19 protein-coding genes are annotated in these 18,715 nt (G+C 73.0%); 12 read left to right on the forward strand and 7 right to left on the reverse strand.

From position 1 onward, the window contains the following. Positions 1-149: 149 nt before the first annotated feature. Together ACGFT1_RS14495 and ACGFT1_RS14500 are read right to left on the reverse strand one after the other, a co-directional pair. Complete coding sequence (locus tag ACGFT1_RS14495; RefSeq protein ID WP_373909289.1) at positions 150-1,166, reverse strand: aldo/keto reductase; 1,017 nt, start codon at positions 1,164-1,166, stop codon at positions 150-152. Then, a complete protein-coding gene (locus ACGFT1_RS14500; protein ID WP_373909290.1) occupies positions 1,163-1,627 on the reverse strand; it encodes a MerR family transcriptional regulator in 465 nt (154 codons plus the stop codon). Before ACGFT1_RS14500 ends, ACGFT1_RS14495 begins: the two co-directional genes overlap by 4 nt. 97 nt (positions 1,628-1,724) lie before the next feature. Between ACGFT1_RS14500 and ACGFT1_RS14505 the strand changes: the two genes are divergently transcribed. Further along, positions 1,725-2,210 (forward strand): GNAT family N-acetyltransferase, encoded by a 486-nt coding sequence (locus ACGFT1_RS14505; protein ID WP_373909291.1) that lies wholly within the window; start codon positions 1,725-1,727, stop codon positions 2,208-2,210. A 19-nt stretch (positions 2,211-2,229) separates the two neighbouring features. After that, positions 2,230-3,060, forward strand: a complete 831-nt coding sequence (locus ACGFT1_RS14510; RefSeq protein WP_373909292.1) for a serine hydrolase domain-containing protein — start codon at positions 2,230-2,232, stop codon at positions 3,058-3,060. A 9-nt stretch (positions 3,061-3,069) separates the two neighbouring features. Here ACGFT1_RS14510 and ACGFT1_RS14515 read toward each other — a convergent pair whose 3' ends face one another. Beyond that, positions 3,070-3,723: a pirin family protein gene (locus ACGFT1_RS14515; RefSeq protein WP_373909707.1), complete on the reverse strand. Its 654-nt coding sequence runs from the start codon at positions 3,721-3,723 to the stop codon at positions 3,070-3,072. Between the two features lie 74 nt (positions 3,724-3,797). Between ACGFT1_RS14515 and ACGFT1_RS14520 the strand changes: the two genes are divergently transcribed. The 5 genes from ACGFT1_RS14520 (at position 3,798) to fabF (ending at position 8,739) form a co-directional block, all read left to right on the forward strand. Then, positions 3,798-5,003: a PucR family transcriptional regulator gene (locus ACGFT1_RS14520; protein WP_373909293.1), complete on the forward strand. Its 1,206-nt coding sequence runs from the start codon at positions 3,798-3,800 to the stop codon at positions 5,001-5,003. A gap of 89 nt (positions 5,004-5,092) precedes the next feature. After that, the gene (locus ACGFT1_RS14525; RefSeq protein WP_373909294.1) at positions 5,093-6,019 is read left to right on the forward strand and encodes an ACP S-malonyltransferase; all 927 of its coding nucleotides are present in this window, start codon (positions 5,093-5,095) and stop codon (positions 6,017-6,019) included. A gap of 10 nt (positions 6,020-6,029) precedes the next feature. Then, positions 6,030-7,061, forward strand: coding sequence for a ketoacyl-ACP synthase III (locus ACGFT1_RS14530; protein ID WP_373909295.1), 1,032 nt, complete (start codon positions 6,030-6,032; stop codon positions 7,059-7,061). Positions 7,062-7,142: 81 nt separating this feature from the next. After that, on the forward strand, positions 7,143-7,391 hold the full coding sequence (locus ACGFT1_RS14535) for an acyl carrier protein (RefSeq protein ID WP_356816124.1): 249 nt from the start codon (positions 7,143-7,145) through the stop codon (positions 7,389-7,391). A gap of 85 nt (positions 7,392-7,476) precedes the next feature. Then, positions 7,477-8,739, forward strand: a complete 1,263-nt coding sequence (fabF, locus tag ACGFT1_RS14540; protein WP_373909296.1) for a beta-ketoacyl-ACP synthase II — start codon at positions 7,477-7,479, stop codon at positions 8,737-8,739. Between the two features lie 67 nt (positions 8,740-8,806). On the opposite strand, the gene ACGFT1_RS14545 is transcribed toward fabF, so the two are convergent. Continuing rightward, positions 8,807-9,301, reverse strand: coding sequence for a DUF3145 domain-containing protein (locus tag ACGFT1_RS14545; protein ID WP_373909297.1), 495 nt, complete (start codon positions 9,299-9,301; stop codon positions 8,807-8,809). A gap of 252 nt (positions 9,302-9,553) precedes the next feature. On the opposite strand from ACGFT1_RS14545, the gene ACGFT1_RS14550 reads away from it, so the two are divergent. Both ACGFT1_RS14550 and ACGFT1_RS14555 read left to right on the forward strand, forming a co-directional pair. Then, on the forward strand, positions 9,554-10,435 hold the full coding sequence (locus ACGFT1_RS14550; protein ID WP_373909298.1) for an SGNH/GDSL hydrolase family protein: 882 nt from the start codon (positions 9,554-9,556) through the stop codon (positions 10,433-10,435). A gap of 14 nt (positions 10,436-10,449) precedes the next feature. Further along, positions 10,450-11,442 (forward strand): aldose epimerase family protein, encoded by a 993-nt coding sequence (locus ACGFT1_RS14555; protein WP_373909299.1) that lies wholly within the window; start codon positions 10,450-10,452, stop codon positions 11,440-11,442. A gap of 81 nt (positions 11,443-11,523) precedes the next feature. On the opposite strand, the gene ACGFT1_RS14560 is transcribed toward ACGFT1_RS14555, so the two are convergent. Continuing rightward, positions 11,524-13,965 carry a glycoside hydrolase family 3 C-terminal domain-containing protein gene (locus ACGFT1_RS14560; RefSeq protein WP_373909300.1) on the reverse strand — a complete coding sequence of 814 codons (2,442 nt, stop codon included), beginning with the start codon at positions 13,963-13,965 and terminating at the stop codon, positions 11,524-11,526. Positions 13,966-14,065: 100 nt separating this feature from the next. Between ACGFT1_RS14560 and ACGFT1_RS14565 the strand changes: the two genes are divergently transcribed. Both ACGFT1_RS14565 and ACGFT1_RS14570 read left to right on the forward strand, forming a co-directional pair. Continuing rightward, positions 14,066-14,647 (forward strand): TetR/AcrR family transcriptional regulator, encoded by a 582-nt coding sequence (locus ACGFT1_RS14565; protein WP_373909301.1) that lies wholly within the window; start codon positions 14,066-14,068, stop codon positions 14,645-14,647. Positions 14,648-14,983: 336 nt separating this feature from the next. Next, complete coding sequence (locus ACGFT1_RS14570) at positions 14,984-16,249, forward strand: pyroglutamyl peptidase (RefSeq protein ID WP_373909302.1); 1,266 nt, start codon at positions 14,984-14,986, stop codon at positions 16,247-16,249. Positions 16,250-16,259: 10 nt separating this feature from the next. On the opposite strand, the gene ACGFT1_RS14575 is transcribed toward ACGFT1_RS14570, so the two are convergent. Together ACGFT1_RS14575 and ACGFT1_RS14580 are read right to left on the reverse strand one after the other, a co-directional pair. Continuing rightward, entirely contained in the window at positions 16,260-17,066 is an 807-nt protein-coding gene (locus ACGFT1_RS14575) for an EI24 domain-containing protein (protein ID WP_373909303.1), read from the reverse strand. Positions 17,067-17,103: 37 nt separating this feature from the next. Then, positions 17,104-17,541: a MarR family transcriptional regulator gene (locus tag ACGFT1_RS14580; protein WP_362222731.1), complete on the reverse strand. Its 438-nt coding sequence runs from the start codon at positions 17,539-17,541 to the stop codon at positions 17,104-17,106. An 88-nt stretch (positions 17,542-17,629) separates the two neighbouring features. On the opposite strand from ACGFT1_RS14580, the gene ACGFT1_RS14585 reads away from it, so the two are divergent. Next, positions 17,630-18,664: an NADP-dependent oxidoreductase gene (locus ACGFT1_RS14585; protein ID WP_373909304.1), complete on the forward strand. Its 1,035-nt coding sequence runs from the start codon at positions 17,630-17,632 to the stop codon at positions 18,662-18,664. The last annotated feature ends 51 nt before the right edge of the window (positions 18,665-18,715 follow it).

Consider the following 18,715-nt stretch of genomic DNA (forward strand, 5'->3'; position numbering starts at 1 on the left):
TGTCCCGCCTCCCGGTCCGCCTGCCGGGCGAGGTCCGTCCGCCTCCGGCAGGACGTCCGCCTCGGACGGCACCGGGCGGCGGACGGCCACCACCGGACCTCCGCCCCGCCTCGGCCGGCCACCACCGGACATCCACCCTCGGACGGCCGCTACTCCCTGCCCGCGGAGGTGAAGGCCATGTCCGTGTAGCGGTCGCCCGCCACCTCGGCCGCGAGCGGCTCCAGCCGGGCCAGTTCCGCGTCGGTCAGGGTGATCCGTGTCGCCGCGGTGTTCTCCGCCACCCTGTCCGGACTGCGGGTGCCCGGGATGGGGACCACCGTCAGGTCGTCGACCGCCGCCCGCTGCTGGATCCAGGCCAGGGCGATCTGGCCCAGGGTGGCCCCGTGGGCCTCGGCGATCGCGCGGACCGGCGCCAGCAGCGCCGCGTTGGCGGCCGCGTTGTCCCCGCTGTAGCGGGGCATGTGGCGGCGGAAGTCGCCGGCGCTGAGGTCCCGCGCGGCGTCGGCGAAGGCACCGGTGAGGAAGCCGCGGCCCAGCGGGGAGTACGGCACGAGGGCGACGCCCAGGTCCCGTGCGGCCGGTACGATCCGGGCCTCGATGTCCCGGCTGAACAGGGACCACTCCGACTGCACGGCCGCGACCGGGTGCACGGCGTGCGCGGCGCGCAGCTCGTCGGCGGTCACCTCGCTGAGCCCGAGGTGCTTGACCTTGCCCTCCCGGACCAGGTCCGCCATCGTGCCGACGGTCTCCTCGATGGGGACGTCCACGTCGCGGCGGTGCATGTAGTAGAGGTCGATCACGTCGACGCCCAGCCGCCCAAGGCTGGCCTCGACGGCCCGGCGGATGTAGGGCGGGTCGTTGCGGATGATCCGCCTCGTCGGATCGTCCGGATGCCAGGAGAGGGCGAACTTGGTGGCGACGACCACCTCGTCCCGGTGGGCCGCGAAGAACGGGGCGAGGAACCGTTCGTTCTCGCCGGAGCCGTAGAAGTCGGCGGTGTCGTAGAGGGTGACGCCGAGTTCGAGGGCCCGCTCCAGCGTCGAGCGGGCCCGATCGGTGTCGGTGGGCCCGTACGCGGCGCTGATGCCCATGCAGCCGAGCCCTTGGACGCCGGTCACCGGCCCCCGCGCGCCGAGCCGTACCGTGGCGATCTGGGCGTCGGTCATCGGTCGGTCCCCTCCGCGGCGTAGAAACTGATCTTGCGGTCGAGTACGGCGAGTGTGTCCCGCAGTTCCGCGATCCGGCCGAGCACGTCCCGGCGGGTGGCCTCCAGCAGCCCCCGGCGCGCCGCGTACGTGCTCTCGCCCTCGCGCACCAGTTCCGCGTACCGGACCATGTCCGCCACCGGCATGCCGGTCAGCCGCAGCTTGGTCACGAAGTCCAGCCAGTCCAGATCGCGGTTGCTGTAGCGGCGCTGGCCGGTGTGCGAGCGGTCGACGTGCGGCATCAGCCCGATCCGCTCGTACCAGCGCAGGGTGTGCGCGGTCAGACCGGTGCGGGCGACGACCTCGCTGATCGTGTAGTGGTCCTGGCCGTCCGGCAGCGGATGGCGCCGGGGCGGGGCGGAGCAGATGTCGGCGGGGGTGGCGTGCCCGGTGGCCGCCATCGTGGTCTGCATCACCGTCATGGCCCCCACGCTATGGCCTTCGAGTGCACTCCAGGCAAGCGCGACCGGTGAGAAATCCGCGCGACGTGATCAAGACCGGCCGGTTAGCGTGCGGGGCATGAGTTCCGTACGCCGAGCCCGGCCCGATGACGCCGCCGAAGTGCTGCGGCTGCGCCAGCTGATGATCGACTCCCTGTGGGGGGACGGGAGTGCGGGGCCGGCGGGAGCGGCCGACTGGCACGCGGAGTCGCTGCCGACGCTGCGGGAGCGGCTCGGCGAGGAGGACGGGGACTTCGCGGCGTTCGTCGTGGACCGCGCCGGGCGGCCGGGGGCGCTGGCCGGGCTGGTGGCGGGCACCGTGGAGTACCGCATCGGCAGGGCGGGCAATCCGCGGGGGCGGGTCGGGTACGTCTTCAGTGTGGCGACCGACCCGGACGCCCGGCGCCGGGGATACGCGCGCGCGTGCATGACCGAGCTGCTGGCCTGGTTCCGGGCGCGGGGTGCCGGGCACGTGCTGCTCAACGCCTCGCCGCAGGCCGAGCCGCTGTACGCCTCCCTCGGCTTCACCCGTGACCCCGACCCGTCGATGCGGCTGCCGCTGTGAGCCGCATAGGCTCGGGCGCATGTCGTCGCAGAGCCTTGCACTGATCGAGAACTGGCCCGTTCCCACCGCCGCGGCGGGTGTCGTACGCGCCGACGGGACCGTCCTCGGGACGCACGGCCCCGTCGGGCACCGCTTCCCACTGGCCTCCGTCACCAAGCCGCTGGCGGCCTACGCGGCGCTCGTGGCGTACGAGGAGGGGGCGGTCGAGCTGGACGAGCCGGCCGGTCCGCCCGGGTCGACGGTCCGCCATCTGCTCGCCCACACCTCCGGCCTGGCCTTCGACGAGCACCGGGTCACCGCCCCGGCCGGGGAGCGGCGGCTGTACTCCAACGCCGGGTTCGAGCAGCTGGGTGACCACATCGCCCGGGTGACGGGCATCCCGTTCGCCGAGTACCTGCGGCAGGCCGTGCTGGCGCCGCTGGGGATGACGTCGACGTCGCTGGAGGGCTCGCCGGCCAAGGACGGCGTGTCGACGGTGTCGGACCTGCTGCGGTTCGCGGCCGAGGTGCAGGCACCGCGCCTGCTGGACCCGCGGACGGTCGCGGAGGCGATGAGCGTGCAGTACCCCGGGCGCAAGGGCGTCCTGCCCGGTTACGGCCACCAGAACCCCAACGACTGGGGCCTGGGCTTCGAGATCCGTGACGGCAAGTCCCCGCACTGGACGGGCGGTTCGTCCTCGCCGCGTACGTTCGGGCACTTCGGCCAGTCCGGAACGTTCCTGTGGATCGACCCCGACGCGCGAGTGGCCTGCGTGGCCCTGACCGACCGCGCCTTCGGCCCCTGGGCGGCCGAGGCGTGGCCGGCGTTCACGGACGCGGTGCTGACGGAACTGCGCGGCCGGGCCGGGTGACGGCCGTGGTCACGGCGCCATCTCCCACAGCAGCAGCTCCGCCGCCGTGACCGCCGCCGCCTCCAGGTCCGCCGCGTCCGTGACGCGGGCCGCGTCGCCCGCCCCCAGCTCCTCGCCGTCCAGCCGCACGGCACCGCGCACCACGTGCACGTACACGAACGCCGCGTCCGGCACCGCGGTCCGCTCCCCCGGTGCCAGGCGCCGTACGTGCAGCATCGCGCCCGCGGCCGGGACCGCGTACGGCGTGGAGTCGGCGATGCCCGTGACGGTCCGGTACGCGGGCTCGCCGCCCGCCTCCCGGGGGGCCAGCCACATCTGGAGGAAGACCAGCGGGACGGCGCCGTCGTTGCGCTCGGTGTGCCGCACGCCCGTCGCCGCGCTGAGGTGCTGGACGTCGCCGGGGCGGACGGTCGTCCGGTGGCCCGTGGAGTCGCGGTGGGTCAGTTCGCCCTCGATCACCCAGGTGACGATCTCGGTGTGGCTGTGCGGGTGTTCGCCGAAACCGGCGCCGGCAGCGAGCCGTTCCTCGTTGCAGGCGATCAGCGCGCCGAAGCGGAGGTTGTCCGGGTCGTAGTGGGGGCCGAAGGAGAAGGCGTGGCGGGAGTCGGTCCCGTTCCCCGGGTCCCCTCCGCGGTAGCGCTCACCGGCGCGCCGGACGTCCATCACGGGCCCCACCGTAGACCCCGCCCCGGACCCGGCGACGCAGGGGCCCGTCCCGATAAGGCAGTCTTGTCCCCGTGCCCGAACCCGAAACCCACCGCGGCGACCCCGCCGTACACGCCGTCCACGCGCACGTCGCGACCCTGAGACGACTGGAGAGGTCCTCCGGGAGTCTCGCCGCGCAGGCCATCGCGCGGATGGACGAGACCCTGCCGTGGTACCGGGCCATGCCCCCGGAGAACCGTTCCTGGATCGGGCTCGTCGCCCAGGCGGGCATCGCGGCCTTCACCGAGTGGTTCCGGCGCCCGGACGCGCCGCAGGCGATCTCCACGGACGTCTTCGGGACCGCGCCGCGCGAGCTGACCCGGGCCATCACGCTGCGGCAGACCGTGGAGATGGTGCGCACCACGATCGAGGTGATGGAGAGCGCCATCGACGAGGTGGCGGCGCCCGGCGACGAACGGGTGCTCCGCGAGGCGCTGCTGGTGTACGCCCGTGAGATCGCCTTCGCCACCGCCCAGGTGTACGCCCAGGCCGCCGAGGCACGGGGTGCCTGGGACGCGCGCCTGGAGTCGCTGGTGGTGAACGCCGTGCTGAGCGGGGAGGCCGACGAGGGGGCCGTCAGCCGGGCCGCCGCGCTGGGCTGGAACTCCCCGGAGCATGTGTGCGTGGTGCTCGGGACCGCCCCGGACGGGGACAGCGAGCTGACCGTCGAGGCGATCCGGCGGGCCGCCCGGCACGCCAAGCTCCAGGTGCTCACCGGGGTGCTCGGGGACCGGCTCGTCGTCGTCGCCGGCGGCAGCCCCAACCCGCTCGCCGTCGCGAAGTCCCTGATCGGGCCGTACGCGGCGGGGCCGGTGGTCGCCGGACCCGTCGTACCCGACCTGCTGGCCGCCACCCGGTCCGCGCAGGCCGCCGCCGCGGGCCTGAAGGCCTGTTCCGCCTGGCCGGACGCGCCGCGGCCGGTGCTCGCGGACGATCTGCTGCCGGAGCGCGCCATGGCGGGCGATCCCAGCGCCCGTGAGCAACTGGTGGAGGAGATCTACAGACCGCTGGAAGAGGCGGGCTCGGCTCTCCTGGAAACCCTGAGTGTCTACCTGGAGCAGGCGAGCAGCCTGGAAGGCGCGGCGAGAATGCTCTTTGTTCACCCGAACACCGTGCGCTACCGGCTCCGACGTGTGACAGACGTCACCGGCTGGTCCCCCTCGGATGTACGATCCGCCTTCACACTGCGGATCGCGCTCATCCTGGGGCGTCTGGCCGACGGTGATACTCAGACATAGGTTTTTGTGGGGGCTCCACAAAAGCCCTCCATGTTCTTCGTCCCTGTCCTCACGGGCGGCCGCGACCGTCCCCAAGAGAGAGTGTGAGAGTGCTCGTACTCGTCGCTCCCGGCCAGGGCGCCCAGACGCCCGGCTTCCTGACCCCCTGGCTCGACCTCCCCGGTGCCGCGGACCGCGTCGCCGCGTGGTCGGACGCCCTCGGACTGGACCTGGCCCACTACGGCACCCAGGCCGACGCCGACGCCATCCGCGACACCGCGGTGGCCCAGCCGCTCCTGGTGGCCGCCGGCATCCTGTCCGCCGCGGCACTGGGTGACATGTCCGAGATCGCGCCCGGCGCGGTCGCGGGTCACAGCGTCGGCGAGATCACCGCCGCCGTCTTCACCGGCGTCCTGGACGACACGGCCGCCCTCGGTCTCGTCCGTACGCGGGGTCTGGCGATGGCCGACGCCGCCACGGTCACGGAGACCGGCATGGCGGCGCTGCTGGGCGGTGACCCGGAGGTCACCCTCGCGCACCTGGAGAAGCTGGGCCTGACCCCGGCGAACATCAACGGCGCGGGCCAGATCGTCGCCGCCGGCACGCTGGAGCAGCTCGCCGCGCTGGCCGAGGACAAGCCCGAGGGCGTCCGCAAGGTCGTCCCGCTGAAGGTCGCCGGCGCCTTCCACACCCGTCACATGGCTCCCGCGGTCGAGACGCTGGCCAAGGCCGCGGCGGACCTCACGCCCGCCGACCCCCGGGTCGCCTACGTCTCCAACAAGGACGGGCGGACCGTCGCCACCGGTGCCGAGGTCCTGGAGCGGCTGGTCGGTCAGGTCGCCAACCCCGTGCGCTGGGACCTGTGCATGGAGACCTTCAAGGAACTCGGCGTCACCGCGCTGATCGAGGTGTGCCCGGGCGGCACGCTGACCGGCCTGGCCAAACGCGCACTGCCCGGCGTGGCGACGCTGGCCCTGAAGACCCCCGACGATCTCGACGCGGCCCGTGCTCTGCTCGCAGAGCACGCCGGCGTCTAAGGAGCCGTACATGGCGAAGATCAAGCCCAGTAAGGGCGCCCCGTACGCGCGCATCCTCGGTGTCGGCGGTTACCGTCCGACCCGGGTCGTGCCCAACGAGGTGATCCTCGAGAAGATCGACTCGTCCGACGAGTGGATCCGTTCGCGCTCCGGTATCGAGACCCGGCACTGGGCCGGCCCCGACGAGACCGTGGCCACGATGGCCGTCGAGGCCTCCGGCAAGGCGATCGCGGACGCGGGCATCGACGCCGAGCGGATCGGCGCGGTGGTCGTCTCCACCGTCTCGCACTTCAGCCAGACCCCGGCCGTCGCCACCGAGATCGCCGACCGGCTGGGCACGAACAAGGCCGCGGCCTTCGACATCTCGGCCGGCTGCGCGGGCTTCGGCTACGGCCTGACACTCGCCAAGGGCATGGTGGTGGAAGGTTCCGCCGACCACGTCCTGGTCATCGGTGTGGAGCGGCTGAGCGACCTGACCGACCTGGAGGACCGGGCGACCGCGTTCCTCTTCGGCGACGGTGCCGGCGCGGTCGTCGTCGGCCCCTCCGACGAGCCGGCGATCGGCCCGACCGTGTGGGGCTCCGAGGGCGACAAGGCCGAGACGATCCGGCAGACCGTGTCGTGGGACCGGTTCCGGCTCGGCGACCTCTCCGCGCTGCCGCTCGACAGCGACGGCAACATCAAGTTCCCTGCGATCACGCAGGAGGGCCAGGCGGTGTTCCGCTGGGCCGTGTTCGAGATGGCGAAGGTCGCCCAGCAGGCGCTGGACGCGGCCGGGATCACCTCGGACGAACTGGACGTCTTCATCCCGCACCAGGCCAACGTGCGGATCATCGACTCGATGGTGAAGACGCTGAAACTGCCGGAGCACGTCACGGTCGCCCGTGACATCCGCACCACCGGCAACACCTCGGCCGCCTCGATCCCGCTCGCGATGGAGCGGCTCCTGGCGACCGGGGAGGCGAAGAGCGGCGACACCGCGCTCGTCATCGGATTCGGGGCGGGTCTCGTCTACGCCGCCACGGTCGTTACCCTCCCCTAGGCACTCCGTGCCGGACCATGCGGTCCGGAACGGGGACAACTGCCACAAACCGTCTGGAACATCGAAGAAGGAGCGCCTGACATGGCCGCCACTCAGGAAGAGATCGTGACCGGTCTCGCCGAGATCGTGAACGAGATCGCCGGGATCCCCACCGAGGACGTGCAGAGGGACAAGTCCTTCACCGACGACCTGGACGTCGACTCGCTGTCCATGGTCGAGGTCGTCGTCGCCGCCGAGGAGCGCTTCGACGTGAAGATCCCGGACGAGGACGTCAAGAACCTCAGGACCGTCGGCGACGCCACCGACTACATCCTCAAGCACCAGGCCTGAGCCACCGCGCAGGTAACAGGCCGCTAGGCCCCGCCACCCGGCGGTGGCGCCGTCGAATCCCGTATCCGTTGGAGAAAGAATTCCCGTGATCCCGACCAATCGCACCGTGGTCGTCACCGGTATCGGCGCAACCACACCGCTGGGTGGCGACGCAGCCTCGACCTGGGAGGCCCTCCTCGCCGGCACGTCCGGTGTCCGCCTCCTGGAGGAGGAGTGGGCGGCTCAGCTGCCCGTCAGGATCGCCGCGCGGGTCGCCGTCGAGCCGGGCGAGATCCTCCCCCGCCCGCAGGCCCGCAAGCTGGACCGGTCCGCACAGTTCGCGCTGATCGCCGCTCAGGAGGCCTGGAAGGACGCCGGTTTCACCGCGAGGGCGGGTGAGGACCCGTCCGTGAACCCCGACCGCCTCGGCGCGGTCATCGCCTCCGGCATCGGCGGTGTGACGACCCTTCTGGACCAGTACGACGTACTCCGGGAGAAGGGCGTCCGCCGTGTCTCCCCGCACACCGTGCCCATGCTGATGCCCAACTCCCCGGCGGCCAACGTCGGGATCGAGCTGGGTGCCCGCGCCGGCGTGCACACCCCGGTCTCGGCCTGCGCCTCGGGCGCGGAGGCCATCGGGTACGCGATCGAGATGATCCGCACCGGGCGTGCGGACGTGGTCGTGGCCGGTGGCACCGAGGCCGCCATCCACCCGCTTCCCATCGCCGCGTTCGGCAACATGATGGCGATGTCCAAGAACAACGACGACCCCAAGGGCGCGTCCCGGCCGTACGACGCGGGCCGTGACGGCTTCGTGCTCGGCGAGGGCGCCGGTGTGATCGTCCTGGAGTCCGAGGAGCACGCGAAGGCCCGCGGCGCCCGGATCTACGCCGAGGCCGTCGGCCAGGGCATCTCCGCCGACGCCCACCACATCACGCAGCCGGAGCCGTCCGGCAACGGCATCGCGCACGCGCTGCACAACCTGATGGACAGCACGGATCTGAAGCCGGCCGAGATCGTGCACGTCAACGCGCACGCCACGTCGACCCCGCAGGGCGACGTCGCCGAGATCAAGGCGCTGCGGAAGGTGTTCGGCGACGACGTCGACCACATGGCGATCTCCGCGACCAAGTCGATGACCGGTCACCTGCTGGGTGGCGCCGGCGGTGTCGAGACCGTCGCGTCGATCCTGGCGCTGGTGAACCGTACGGCTCCGCCGACCATCAACGTGGACAACCTCGACCCCGAGGTCAACGCGGACGTGGTGACCGGTGCGGCGCGGGCGCTGCCCGAGGGCCGGATCGCCGCGCTGAACGACTCGTTCGGGTTCGGCGGGCACAACGTGGTGCTGGCGTTCAGGACCGTCTGAGCGGACACATGGGGAAGGGCCCTCACCGGTGGTGAGGGCCCTTCCCCATGTCCTCCGGCCGCCGGACTCACACCACCTGGTGCAGCCAGCGCACCGGCGCGCCCTCTCCCGCGTAGCGGAACGGCTCCAGTTCGTCGTCCCACGGCTTGCCCAGCAGCCGGGACAGCTCGCCCTCCAGGTCCGTCTCGCCGCGCTGGCTGCGCTGCAGGGCCGCGCGGAGCCGGTCCTCGGGGATGAGGATGTCGCCGTGGATGCCGGTGACGGCGTGGAAGATGCCCAGGTCGGGGGTGCAGCTGTAGCGCTCGCCCTCGGCGGTGGGGCAGGGCTCGGCGGTGACCTCGAAGCGCAGCAGGCGCCAGCCGCGCAGCGCGGAGGCGAGCTTGGAGGCGGTACCGGCCTCGCCCTGCCAGGAGAACTCCGAGCGCCAGGTGCCGGGGGCGGCGGGCTGCCGGATCCAGTCGAGGCCGACGCGCGTGCCGAGCACCCCGGCGACGGCCCACTCGACGTGCGGGCACAGCGCGCGCGGCGCGGAGTGCACGTACAGAACTCCACGTGTCGTCACCGGAACCTCCGGGCAGAGCGGGACATCTTGCGGATTGGCTGGGCGGCTGTGGCACGACGGCCGCGTTGATGGCGAGGCTACCTTGCGGCGGGGCGCAGAGTGTGACGTACCGTCGGTCCCGCTGCCAGGAAAACGCCGCCATTCACCCAGGGGGACGCTTGTGCGGGGGTGTGCCGTTCCCGGGAGCCGGCCGGGAACCCCGGCACGTTGTCAGGGGAGGAGGCCGACCGTCGAGCGAGGGGAACACCAGGGATGCGAAAGCGAAGCCGCCGTGCGCGGGCCGTGCTCGCCGCCGTGGCGGCCGTCATGCTGGGCGCCGCCGGATGTGACGGCGGCGGGGGCCCGGCCGCGCCGGAGGGCACGAAGGCGCACGCGTCCCGGCCCCCGGTGTGGGACCGCAGCCCGCAGTCGATCGCCGCGGTGGGTGACTCCATCACGCGCGGTTTCGACGCGTGCGCGGTGCTGTCGGACTGCCCGGAGGTGTCATGGGCGACGGGCGGCGACGCCCGGGTGGACAGCCTGGCGGTGCGGCTGCTGGGCGTGCCGGGGGCGGCGGAGCGAAGCTGGAACTACGCGGTGACGGGCGCCCGTATGGCGGACCTGCCCGGGCAGATGGAGCAGGCGGCCCGGCGCGGCCCGCAGCTGGTGACGGTCATGGCCGGTGCGAATGACGCCTGCCGGTCGTCGGCGTCGGCGATGACGCCGGTGGCCGACTTCCGCGCGGACTTCGAGAAGGCGATGCGCACCCTGCGGACGGCGCTGCCGAGGACCCAGGTGTACGTGGCCAGCGTGCCGAACCTGAAGCGGCTGTGGTCCGAGGGCCGGACGAACGCGCTGGGCAAGCAGGTGTGGAAGCTGGGCATCTGCCCGTCGATGCTGGCCGACGCGGACGATCTGACCGCGTCGGCGATGGTGCGGCGGGACAGCGTGCAGCAGCGGGTGGTGGCGTACAACGCGGTGCTGAAGGAGGTCTGCGCCAGGGACCGCCGCTGCCGGTTCGACGGGAACGCGGTCTACGACTACCGCTTCGGCTCGGATCAGCTCAGTCAGTGGGACTGGTTCCATCCCAGCACGGACGGCCAGGCGCGGCTGGCGGAGATCGCCTACCGGAGGATCACGGCGACGCAGCCGTGACCTAGGGTTCCCACATGAACGAACTTTTCGGCACACTTCCCGACGGCAGCCCGGTGCACCGCTGGACGCTGGAGCGCGCCGGCGTCCGGGTCCGGGTGCTGTCGTACGGCGCGATCGTGCAGTCGGTGGAGGTCCCCGACGGGGCCGGACGGATGGCGGACGTGGTGCTGGGGTTCCCGTCCCTCGACGGATATCTGGAGCATCCGGAGCCGTATCTGGGTGCCGTGATCGGCCGGTACGCCAACCGGATCGCGGGCGGCCGGTTCCCGCTGGACGGCCGGACGTACGCCCTGACGCGCAACGAGGGCGCCAACTCGCTGCACGGCGGGACGCGGGGCTTCGACAAGCGGCTGTGGGACGTGACCCCGGTCGGGCACGGGGTGCGCCTCGGCCGGGTGAGCCCGCACGGCGAGGAGGGCTTCCCGGGGCGGCTGGAGGTCACGGTGACGTACACGCTGACGGACGCGGGCGCGCTGCGCATCGCCTACGAGGCGGTCACCGACGCGCCGACGGTCATCAGCCTGACCAACCACACGTACTGGAACCTGAGCGGCTCCGGCCGGGCGGGCGGCCACGAACTGCGGCTGGCCGCGTCCCGCTACACACCGGTGGACGCGGACCTGATCCCCACGGGCGCCCTGGCGGAGGTGACCGGTTCCCGCCTCGACTTCCGCACGGCCCGGGCGGTGGGCACCGGCTACGACCACAACTTCGTGCTGGACAAGGGGGTGACCGAGGCGGCCGAGGAGGTGGCCGAGCTGTACGATCCCGCGTCCGGCCGCGTCCTGACGGTGGCGACGACCGAGCCGGGCGTCCAGCTCTACACCGCCGACCACCTGTCGGACCCGTTCACCCCGGGCGCCGCGATCGCCCTGGAGACCCAGCACTTCCCGGACTCCCCCAACCACCCGCACTTCCCGGCCACGGTCCTGCGACCGGGCACCCCCTTCCGCTCCGAGACGGTGTACGGGTTCGGGGCACGGGGGCGGGACGGGGCCGGCGACTGATGTCGCCCCGGTCCAGGGGTCAGGTCCCGGACCGGGGCCGTTCTCGGGGGGTGTCCCGCGCGGTGGGGGACTTGTCCTGGATCAGACGTTAATCGGTGCGGTGAGCCCGCGGTCGGCGATCGAGCGTCCGGCGGCGATCTCGTACGAACCCTTCACACATGCCCACGCCTTCGCCGTCTCGTCCCAGACCTCGAAGGCGCGGCGCGGGAGTTCGACGGTGACCTCCGTACTCTCGCCGGGGCCGGCCTCGGCGGAGGCGAAACCGGCCAGCCGGCGTGCGGGGCGGTCGGGGCCGGGGCCGACCGGGGCCACGTAGATCTGGACCACCTCGCGGCCGGCCCGCTCGCCGGTGTTGCGGAGGCGGACGCGGACGGTGGTGCCCTCGACGTCCAGGGACTCGTAGGCCCAGTCGGTGTAGCCGAGGCCGTGGCCGAAGGGGTACGACGGCGCGCGGCCGGCCTTCTCCCAGGCGGCGTAGCCGATGAACACGCCCTCCTCGTAGCGGAGTTCGCCGTCGGTCGGGACGACCTGGGTGACCGGGGCGTCGGCGAGGGAGCCCCAGGTGGTGGGCAGCCGGCCGCCGGGTTCGTGGACGCCGGTGAGGACGTCGGCGAGGGCGGCGCCGCCCTCCTGGCCGGGGAACCAGCCGAGCAGGACGGCGGCGGCCTCGTGCCGCCAGGGCAGTTCCACCGGGGAGCCCGCGTTGACGACGACGACCGTGTTCGGGTTGGCGGCGGCGACCGCGCGGACCAGGTCGTCCTGGCGGCCGGGGAGCCGCAGGTCACGCCGGTCGAAGCCCTCGGACTCCACGCGGTCGGTGGTGGCGACCATGACGACGGCCGTGTCGGCGTTCCGGGCGGTCTCGACGGCCTCGGCGATCAGCTCGTCGGCGTCGCGCCGGGGGCCGCGGTGGGCGAGCGCGAACGCGACGACCTTCATGGGGAGGTTCTCGGGGAGCCGGACGACATGGGTGAGGGAGACGTCGACCGGCTCGCCCGCGGTGAGGCCGGCCCGGGCGCGGGGCACGGGGGCACCGAAGAACGCCTCGAAGGGGTCGCCGTCGCCGGGGCGCTGGTCGTCGTCGTAGTACGTCGTCCCGCCGACGGTGAGGGTGAAGTCGCCGGTGCCCTTGATGCCGAAGGTGTGCGTGCCGGACTCGCGCGGGGTGAAGGTGCCGGTCAGCTCGACGGTGTGGAGGGCCTCGTGGGTGACACCCTCGGGGAGGTCGGTGCCCATCCACTGGATCAGGCCGCCGGGGGCGGAGCGGGTGCCGATGACCTCGCCGGCGGCGTCGCGGCAGACGGCCCGCAGGGTGAAGCCGGCACCGGCGACGGGGAGTTCGGTGGCGGGGTCGGCGCCGACGGCGTAGCGGAGGGTGCCGTCGGCGAGTGCGGCGCTGAGGCCGTCGAGCGGGGAGACGACCCGGGCCGGGAAGACGGTGGCGGAACCGCCGCCCAGGATGCGGGCGTCGCGGGCGGCGGCGCCGATCAGGGCGACGGTGCCGTGGGGCTTCAGGGGCAGGACCTGGCGCTCGTTGCGCAGCAGGACGAAGGAGCGGCGGGCGATCTCGCGGGCCAGGGCCTCGCCGTCGACCGGTGCGGGCGGGGCGGTGACCACGGGTTCGGCGCCGTCCAGGATGCCGGCGCGGGCGGCGAGCCGCAGTACCCGGCGGACGGCCGCGTCGACCCTGGCCTCGCCGACCCTGCCGTCGCGCACGGCCCGGGCGAGGGCCTCGCCGTAGACGGTCCCCGGTCCGGGCATGGCCACGTCCAGACCCCCCTCGATGGCGCCGGTGGTGTCCCGGGCGGCGGTCCAGTCGGAGACGTTGACGCCGTCGAAGCCCCACTCGCCGCGCAGGATCTCGTTGACGAGGTGGTGGTGTTCGGTCATCGTCGTGCCGTTGACCGTGTTGTAGGCGGTCATGACGCCCCACGGGCGGGCGTCGCGCACGATCGCCTCGAAGGGGGCCAGGTACAGCTCGCGCAGGGCGCGCTCGGGGACCAGGTTGTTCACGGTGAGGCGGTCGGTCTCGGCGTCGTTGGCGACGAAGTGCTTGACGGTGGTGCCGACGCCGCCGGACTGGACGCCGCGGACGTAGCCGGCGCCGATGACGCCGGTCAGGTACGGGTCCTCGCTGTAGCACTCGAAGTGGCGTCCGCCGAGCGGGGAGCGGTGCAGGTTGACGGTGGGGGCGAGCAGGACGTGGACGCCTTTGCGGCGGGCCTCCTGGGCGAGCAGCACACCGGCGCGGCGGGCGAGTTCCGGGTCCCAGGTGGCGGCGAGGGCGGTCGGTGAGGGCAGGGCGACGGAGGGGTCGTCGGCACTCCAGCGCACGCCCCGGACGCCGATCGGGCCGTCGGACATGACCAGGGACCGCAGGCCGATCCCGGGCAGCGCGGGCAGGCTCCACATGTCCTGTCCGGCCAGGAGGCGTGCCTTGGTGTCGAGGTCGAGGGTGCGCAGGGCGGCCTCCACGACCGCCTCGCGGGCCTGGTCGGCCGGGGTGGGCTGGGCTCCCGCCATCGGTTCCTCCTCGTCGGGTCCGTGCAGGTGCCTCCATCCTGCACCGCCTCCTGTGGCGCGGTAGGTTTTGTCATCCGGCCGTTATATTCGGGTCGGGGGGATGTCGTACGGTGACGTCATGAGCGCGAGGGTGCGGAGCGAGGAGCGGCGCGCGGAGATCGTCGGCGCGGCCCTCGAGGTGATCGCCGAGCGCGGTTACCGGGGAGCGAGCCTGGCCGCGGTGGCCGAGCGGGTGGGGCTGACCCAGCAGGGCCTGCTGCACCACTTCCCCACCAAGGACGCCCTGCTGGTGGCCGTGCTCCGGGAGCGGGACCGGTGGGACGCGGTGCCGGGCACCCCGTGGCGGACGGAGCTGCTGGCCGCGCTGGTCGAGTACAACGCGATGCGCCCGGCGATCATCCAGACCTTCTCGGCGCTGCTCGGCGAGAGCGTCACCGAGGGCCATCCTGCGCGCGCCTACTTCACCGAGCGCTACGCCCGCGTCCGGGAGAGCACGGCCGCGGCCCTGCGCACCGAGTACGGCGACCGGCTGCCCAACGGACTCACCCCGGAGCGCACCGCGCCCCTGCTCGTCGCCGTCATGGACGGCCTCCAGTACCAGTGGCTGCTGGACCCGGAGTCGGTCGACATGCCGGGCGCGTTCCGCGACTTCCTGCGCCTGCTGGGCGAGCCGGCGGCCTGAGCGGACCGGGTCCTCCCGGCGTGCGTCGCGCCTCAGCCGGTGATCAGGGTGCGGCCGATGAGGGGGGCAGGCGGTCCCGCCGGCCGAAGGCGTCCGGGTACGGCAGCACCGCCGGCCGCGGTCCGCCGCCGCCGGGGTAGCGGCGAAGGCGTCCGAGCGGCCGTCCGGGGTGGGGACGCGAAGTGGTCCGGTGGGCATGGCGGTTGCTCCTCCCCCGTCCGTCGCCGCCCGTACCCGGCCCCGGCCGGTGGCATGGCGCGGGCGACTCCCCCCGGGTCATACTGCCGCCGTCCACCGCATCACGCGCCCCACAGCGACGGAAGGACCCGAACTCCCTTGACCCGCATATGTCTTCGCCTCGGTGTCGTCGGGCTGGCCCTGCTGGCCGGCCTGTCCGCCCCCGCCACCGCGGCCTGCGCCGGTCCGGCGGCGCCTTCCCCCACCGTCGAGGAACAGCGGCTCGGCCAGGCCGTACCGCGGGAGATCCTGCGGCGCTCCGGGTTCGACGGCGTGGCGCCCGGGTTCCGCCACGGGCTGGAGCGGGCGCACTCCTACGCGCGGGCCCGCCGCCTCGTCGTACGGGAGGGGACCGCGCTGTGGCGGCGGGCCGTGGCCCGGGCGCAGGGGCGGGGGCCGGCGGGGGGTGACCTGAGCCGGGACGACGACCGGCCGCTGTACTGGGCGCGGCTGGGGATGACCCGGGAACTGCGCCTCTGGAAGCCGGGGTTCGGGCTGACGGACGGGCAACGCGACTCCTTGCTGACTGAGTTGGAGCGGACCTCGCGCGGGCAGACCGGCATCCACTACCCCGCGACGAGCCGGCTGCGGCGGGTGCTGCTCACCGGTTTCGACCCCTTCACCCTCGACCGGGACATCCGCATCTCCAACCCGTCGGGGGCGAGCGCGCTCGCGCTGGACGGCACGGTGATCGAGACGGACCGGGGGCCGGCGCGCGTCGAGACCGCCGTCTTCCCGGTGCGCTGGCAGGACTTCGCCGAGGGCACCGTGGAGCGTGCCCTGCGGCCGTACCTGCCCGAGGTGGACCTGTTCACGACCGTGAGTCAGGGCCGCGTCGGCAGGTTCGACATCGAACGCACCAACGGCGCCTGGCGGGGCGGCTTCCCGGACAACGACAACGTCTCGCGGACGGAGACCGTCCCGGTCGCCGACCCGGCCTCGCAGCCGCAGTGGACGAGCACGACCCTGCCGTACGCCGCCGTCGTGGCCGCCCGGACGGGACGCTTCCCCGTCTACGACCACACCGAGGTGACCGAGATCCCGGCGGGAGGCACGGACCCCGTCGTACGGCCGGACGGGCCGAGCCCCGGCTCCACCGCCCGCGCCGGGGGCGGCGGCGACTACCTCTCCAACGAGATCGCCTACCGGGCCACCCTGCTGCGGGACCGGCTCGGGCTGCACGACACCCTGCCCGGCGGGCATGTGCACACGCCCGTCCTGACGTTCGGCACCGGCAACACCGATCCGGCGACGGGAGCGGTGACCGACCCCGAGTTCGTACGCAACCGGCTGGACATCATCGCTCAGGTGCGGTCCATCGTGACGGTCGCGGTCGGCGCCGCGGCGCGGGCGGCGCACGGCTGACGCACCCGGGTCACCGGGAGACGTCCTCCGTGTCCGGCAGCCCGCCGGCGGCCGCGGACTCGCCGGCGGCGCTCTCCTCGCCCAGCAGGTCGCGGGCGAGGAAGGTGGCGCCGGCCACCGCGCCCGGCATCAGGAACACCGCGGCGAACGGCACCAGGAAGGCCAGGCCCAGGGGGGTGCCGAAGCCCCAGACCAGGGTCTTGCGGGAACGGAGCAGGGTGAGGCGGGTACGCAGGCCGACGCCCCGGCGCTGGAGCGCCACGGCGGTGAGTTCCTCGGTGAGGAAGAAGCCGGTGACGAAGAAGCCGAGCACGGGGACGGCGGTCTGCCCGACGAACGGCAGGAACCCGAGGCCGAAGAGCAGCACGCCCCACAGGGCGGCGCGGAGCAGGATGCGCAGGCTGTCACGGGCGGAGACGCACAGCTCGCGCCAGAGCGGGAGGTCCGAGCGGGGCGCGGTGCCGTCGGGCGAGACGTCGGCGTCGGCCTTCTCCGACAGGCTCTCGTAGAAAGGCTGGCCGACCAGCAGGGTGACGGCCGTGAACGTCAGCACGGCCAGCAGCAGGCCGAGGGCGAACAGGACGGCGGTCAGCAGGCCGCGGAACAGCCCCTGCCAGGGGCTGGACCAGTCGTCCGCGAACGGGGTCGCCCAGGTGACCGCGTCCTCGCCCCACACGGCGAGCGCGACCAGCGCGGCGGCGTACAGCACGAGCGTGATCAGTCCGGGCAGCAGCCCGAACCCGTACTGCCGCCCGTGCCGGGCCACCCACCGCTGGCCCTTCAGCAGATAACCGAAACCCACCCCGAGATCGCGCATGACATGGACTTTACTGGCTCGCCGCCGGGGCGGATCCTCAGTCGTCGAGCATGCGGCGGAGCAGGTCCCGCAGGGAGCGGCGCTGCTCCTCGGACAGGCCGGCCAGCGGTTCGCGGGCGAAGTGCAGGCCCTCGCGGAGGTCCCGGGCCACGCGCCGGCCCTCCTCGGTGGCGGCGGCCACCTTCACCCGGCGGTCGGCCGGATCGGGGCGGCGCTCCGCCAGCCCGCGGGCCTCCAGTCGGTCCACGATCCCCGTCACGTTCGACGGCTCGCACTTCAGCTTCTGCGCCAGCTTGCGCATGGGCAGCGGCTCCAGCGAGAGCAGGCTGAGGAGGCGGGCCTGCGGGCCGGTCAGCGCGTGTTCGCCCGCCGCCTTCTCGTAGTCCGCGTAGAAGCGGGCCACGACGTCCCCGATCAGCTCGACGACCTCCAGGGTGAGCGCGTCGGGGCGGGGGGGCTTCGATGGGGTGGACATACCCACCAGGATACCCGGTTACTTGACATCATGAAATATCCATGAGCATGGTTGTTTCAGGTACTGAAGTAAAAGGAAAGGCGCTGTCATGATCAACCGCGAGTGGCACCTGCTCAGCCGTCCCGTCGGCTGGCCCAAGCCCGAGGACTTCGCCCTCGTAGAGGCACCGGTCCCGGCCCCGGGCGAGGGCCAGGTGCTGGTGCGGAACAAGTACCTCTCCGTCGACCCGTACATGCGCGGCCGAATGAGTGCCGCGAAGTCGTACACCGCCCCGTTCGAACTGAACAAGGTCATGCAGGGCGGTGCGGTCGGCGAGGTGATCGAGTCCCGCGCCGAGGGCATCTCCGCCGGCGACCACGTCCTGCACTTCTTCGGCTGGCGCGAGTACGCGGTCGTGGACGCGCGCAACGCCGTCAAGGTGGGTCCGGCGACCGTGCCCGCCGTCAAGGTGGACGCGGGCGTCCCGGACGTGCCGCTCTCGGCGTACCTCGGCGTCCTCGGCATGACCGGACTGACCGCCTACGCCGGCCTGCTGCGCACCGCCTCCTTCAAGGAGGGCGACGCCGTCTTCGTCTCCGGAGCGGCGGGTGCCGTCGGCAGCCAGGTCGGACAGATCGCCAAGCTCAAGGGCGCCTCCCGGGTCATCGGCTCCGCCGGGTCCGACGAGAAGGTCCAGCTCCTGGTGGAGGAGTACGGCTTCGACGCCGCCTTCAACTACAAGGACGGCCCGGTCGCCGAGCAGCTGCGGCAGGCCGCGCCCGACGGCGTCGACGTCTACTTCGACAATGTCGGCGGCGACCACCTCGAGGCCGCCATCGGCTCGCTGAACCAGGGCGGCCGGATCGCCGTCTGCGGCATGATCTCGGTCTACAACAACACCGAGCCCGCCCCCGGCCCGAAGAACCTCGCCCGCCTGATCCAGACCCGCGGCCGCATCGAGGGCTTCCTGGTCGGCGACCACTACGACCTCCAGCCCCAGTTCGTCCAGGAGGTCGGCCCGTGGGTCGCCTCGGGCGCGCTGAAGTACCGCGAGACCGTCGTCGAGGGCATCGAGAACAACCTGGAGGCGTTCCTCGGGGTCCTGCGGGGCGACAACATCGGGAAGATGGTCGTCAAGCTCTGACGGCACCCTTCCGTGGTGGCCGCCCGCTCCCCGGGCGGCCTTCCCGTCGTT

This window comes from Streptomyces sp. Y20, assembly GCF_043195475.1.
Taxonomy (GTDB): domain Bacteria; phylum Actinomycetota; class Actinomycetes; order Streptomycetales; family Streptomycetaceae; genus Streptomyces.

Excerpts from the sequence above, each read along its gene's own strand:
- ACGFT1_RS14500 (WP_373909290.1), bottom strand. The coding sequence starts at position 1,627 with ATGACGGTGATGCAGACCACGATGGCGGCCACCGGGCACGCCACCCCC.
- ACGFT1_RS14530 (WP_373909295.1), top strand. The coding sequence starts at position 6,030 with ATGGCGAAGATCAAGCCCAGTAAGGGCGCCCCGTACGCGCGCATCCTC.
- ACGFT1_RS14555 (WP_373909299.1), top strand. The coding sequence starts at position 10,450 with ATGAACGAACTTTTCGGCACACTTCCCGACGGCAGCCCGGTGCACCGC.
- ACGFT1_RS14505 (WP_373909291.1), top strand. The coding sequence starts at position 1,725 with ATGAGTTCCGTACGCCGAGCCCGGCCCGATGACGCCGCCGAAGTGCTG.
- ACGFT1_RS14510 (WP_373909292.1), top strand. The coding sequence starts at position 2,230 with ATGTCGTCGCAGAGCCTTGCACTGATCGAGAACTGGCCCGTTCCCACC.
- ACGFT1_RS14535 (WP_356816124.1), top strand. The coding sequence starts at position 7,143 with ATGGCCGCCACTCAGGAAGAGATCGTGACCGGTCTCGCCGAGATCGTG.
- ACGFT1_RS14585 (WP_373909304.1), top strand. The coding sequence starts at position 17,630 with ATGATCAACCGCGAGTGGCACCTGCTCAGCCGTCCCGTCGGCTGGCCC.
- ACGFT1_RS14575 (WP_373909303.1), bottom strand. The coding sequence starts at position 17,066 with ATGCGCGATCTCGGGGTGGGTTTCGGTTATCTGCTGAAGGGCCAGCGG.
- ACGFT1_RS14495 (WP_373909289.1), bottom strand. The coding sequence starts at position 1,166 with ATGACCGACGCCCAGATCGCCACGGTACGGCTCGGCGCGCGGGGGCCG.
- ACGFT1_RS14515 (WP_373909707.1), bottom strand. The coding sequence starts at position 3,723 with ATGGACGTCCGGCGCGCCGGTGAGCGCTACCGCGGAGGGGACCCGGGG.
- ACGFT1_RS14580 (WP_362222731.1), bottom strand. The coding sequence starts at position 17,541 with ATGTCCACCCCATCGAAGCCCCCCCGCCCCGACGCGCTCACCCTGGAG.
- ACGFT1_RS14560 (WP_373909300.1), bottom strand. The coding sequence starts at position 13,965 with ATGGCGGGAGCCCAGCCCACCCCGGCCGACCAGGCCCGCGAGGCGGTC.
- ACGFT1_RS14550 (WP_373909298.1), top strand. The coding sequence starts at position 9,554 with ATGCGAAAGCGAAGCCGCCGTGCGCGGGCCGTGCTCGCCGCCGTGGCG.
- ACGFT1_RS14565 (WP_373909301.1), top strand. The coding sequence starts at position 14,066 with ATGTCGTACGGTGACGTCATGAGCGCGAGGGTGCGGAGCGAGGAGCGG.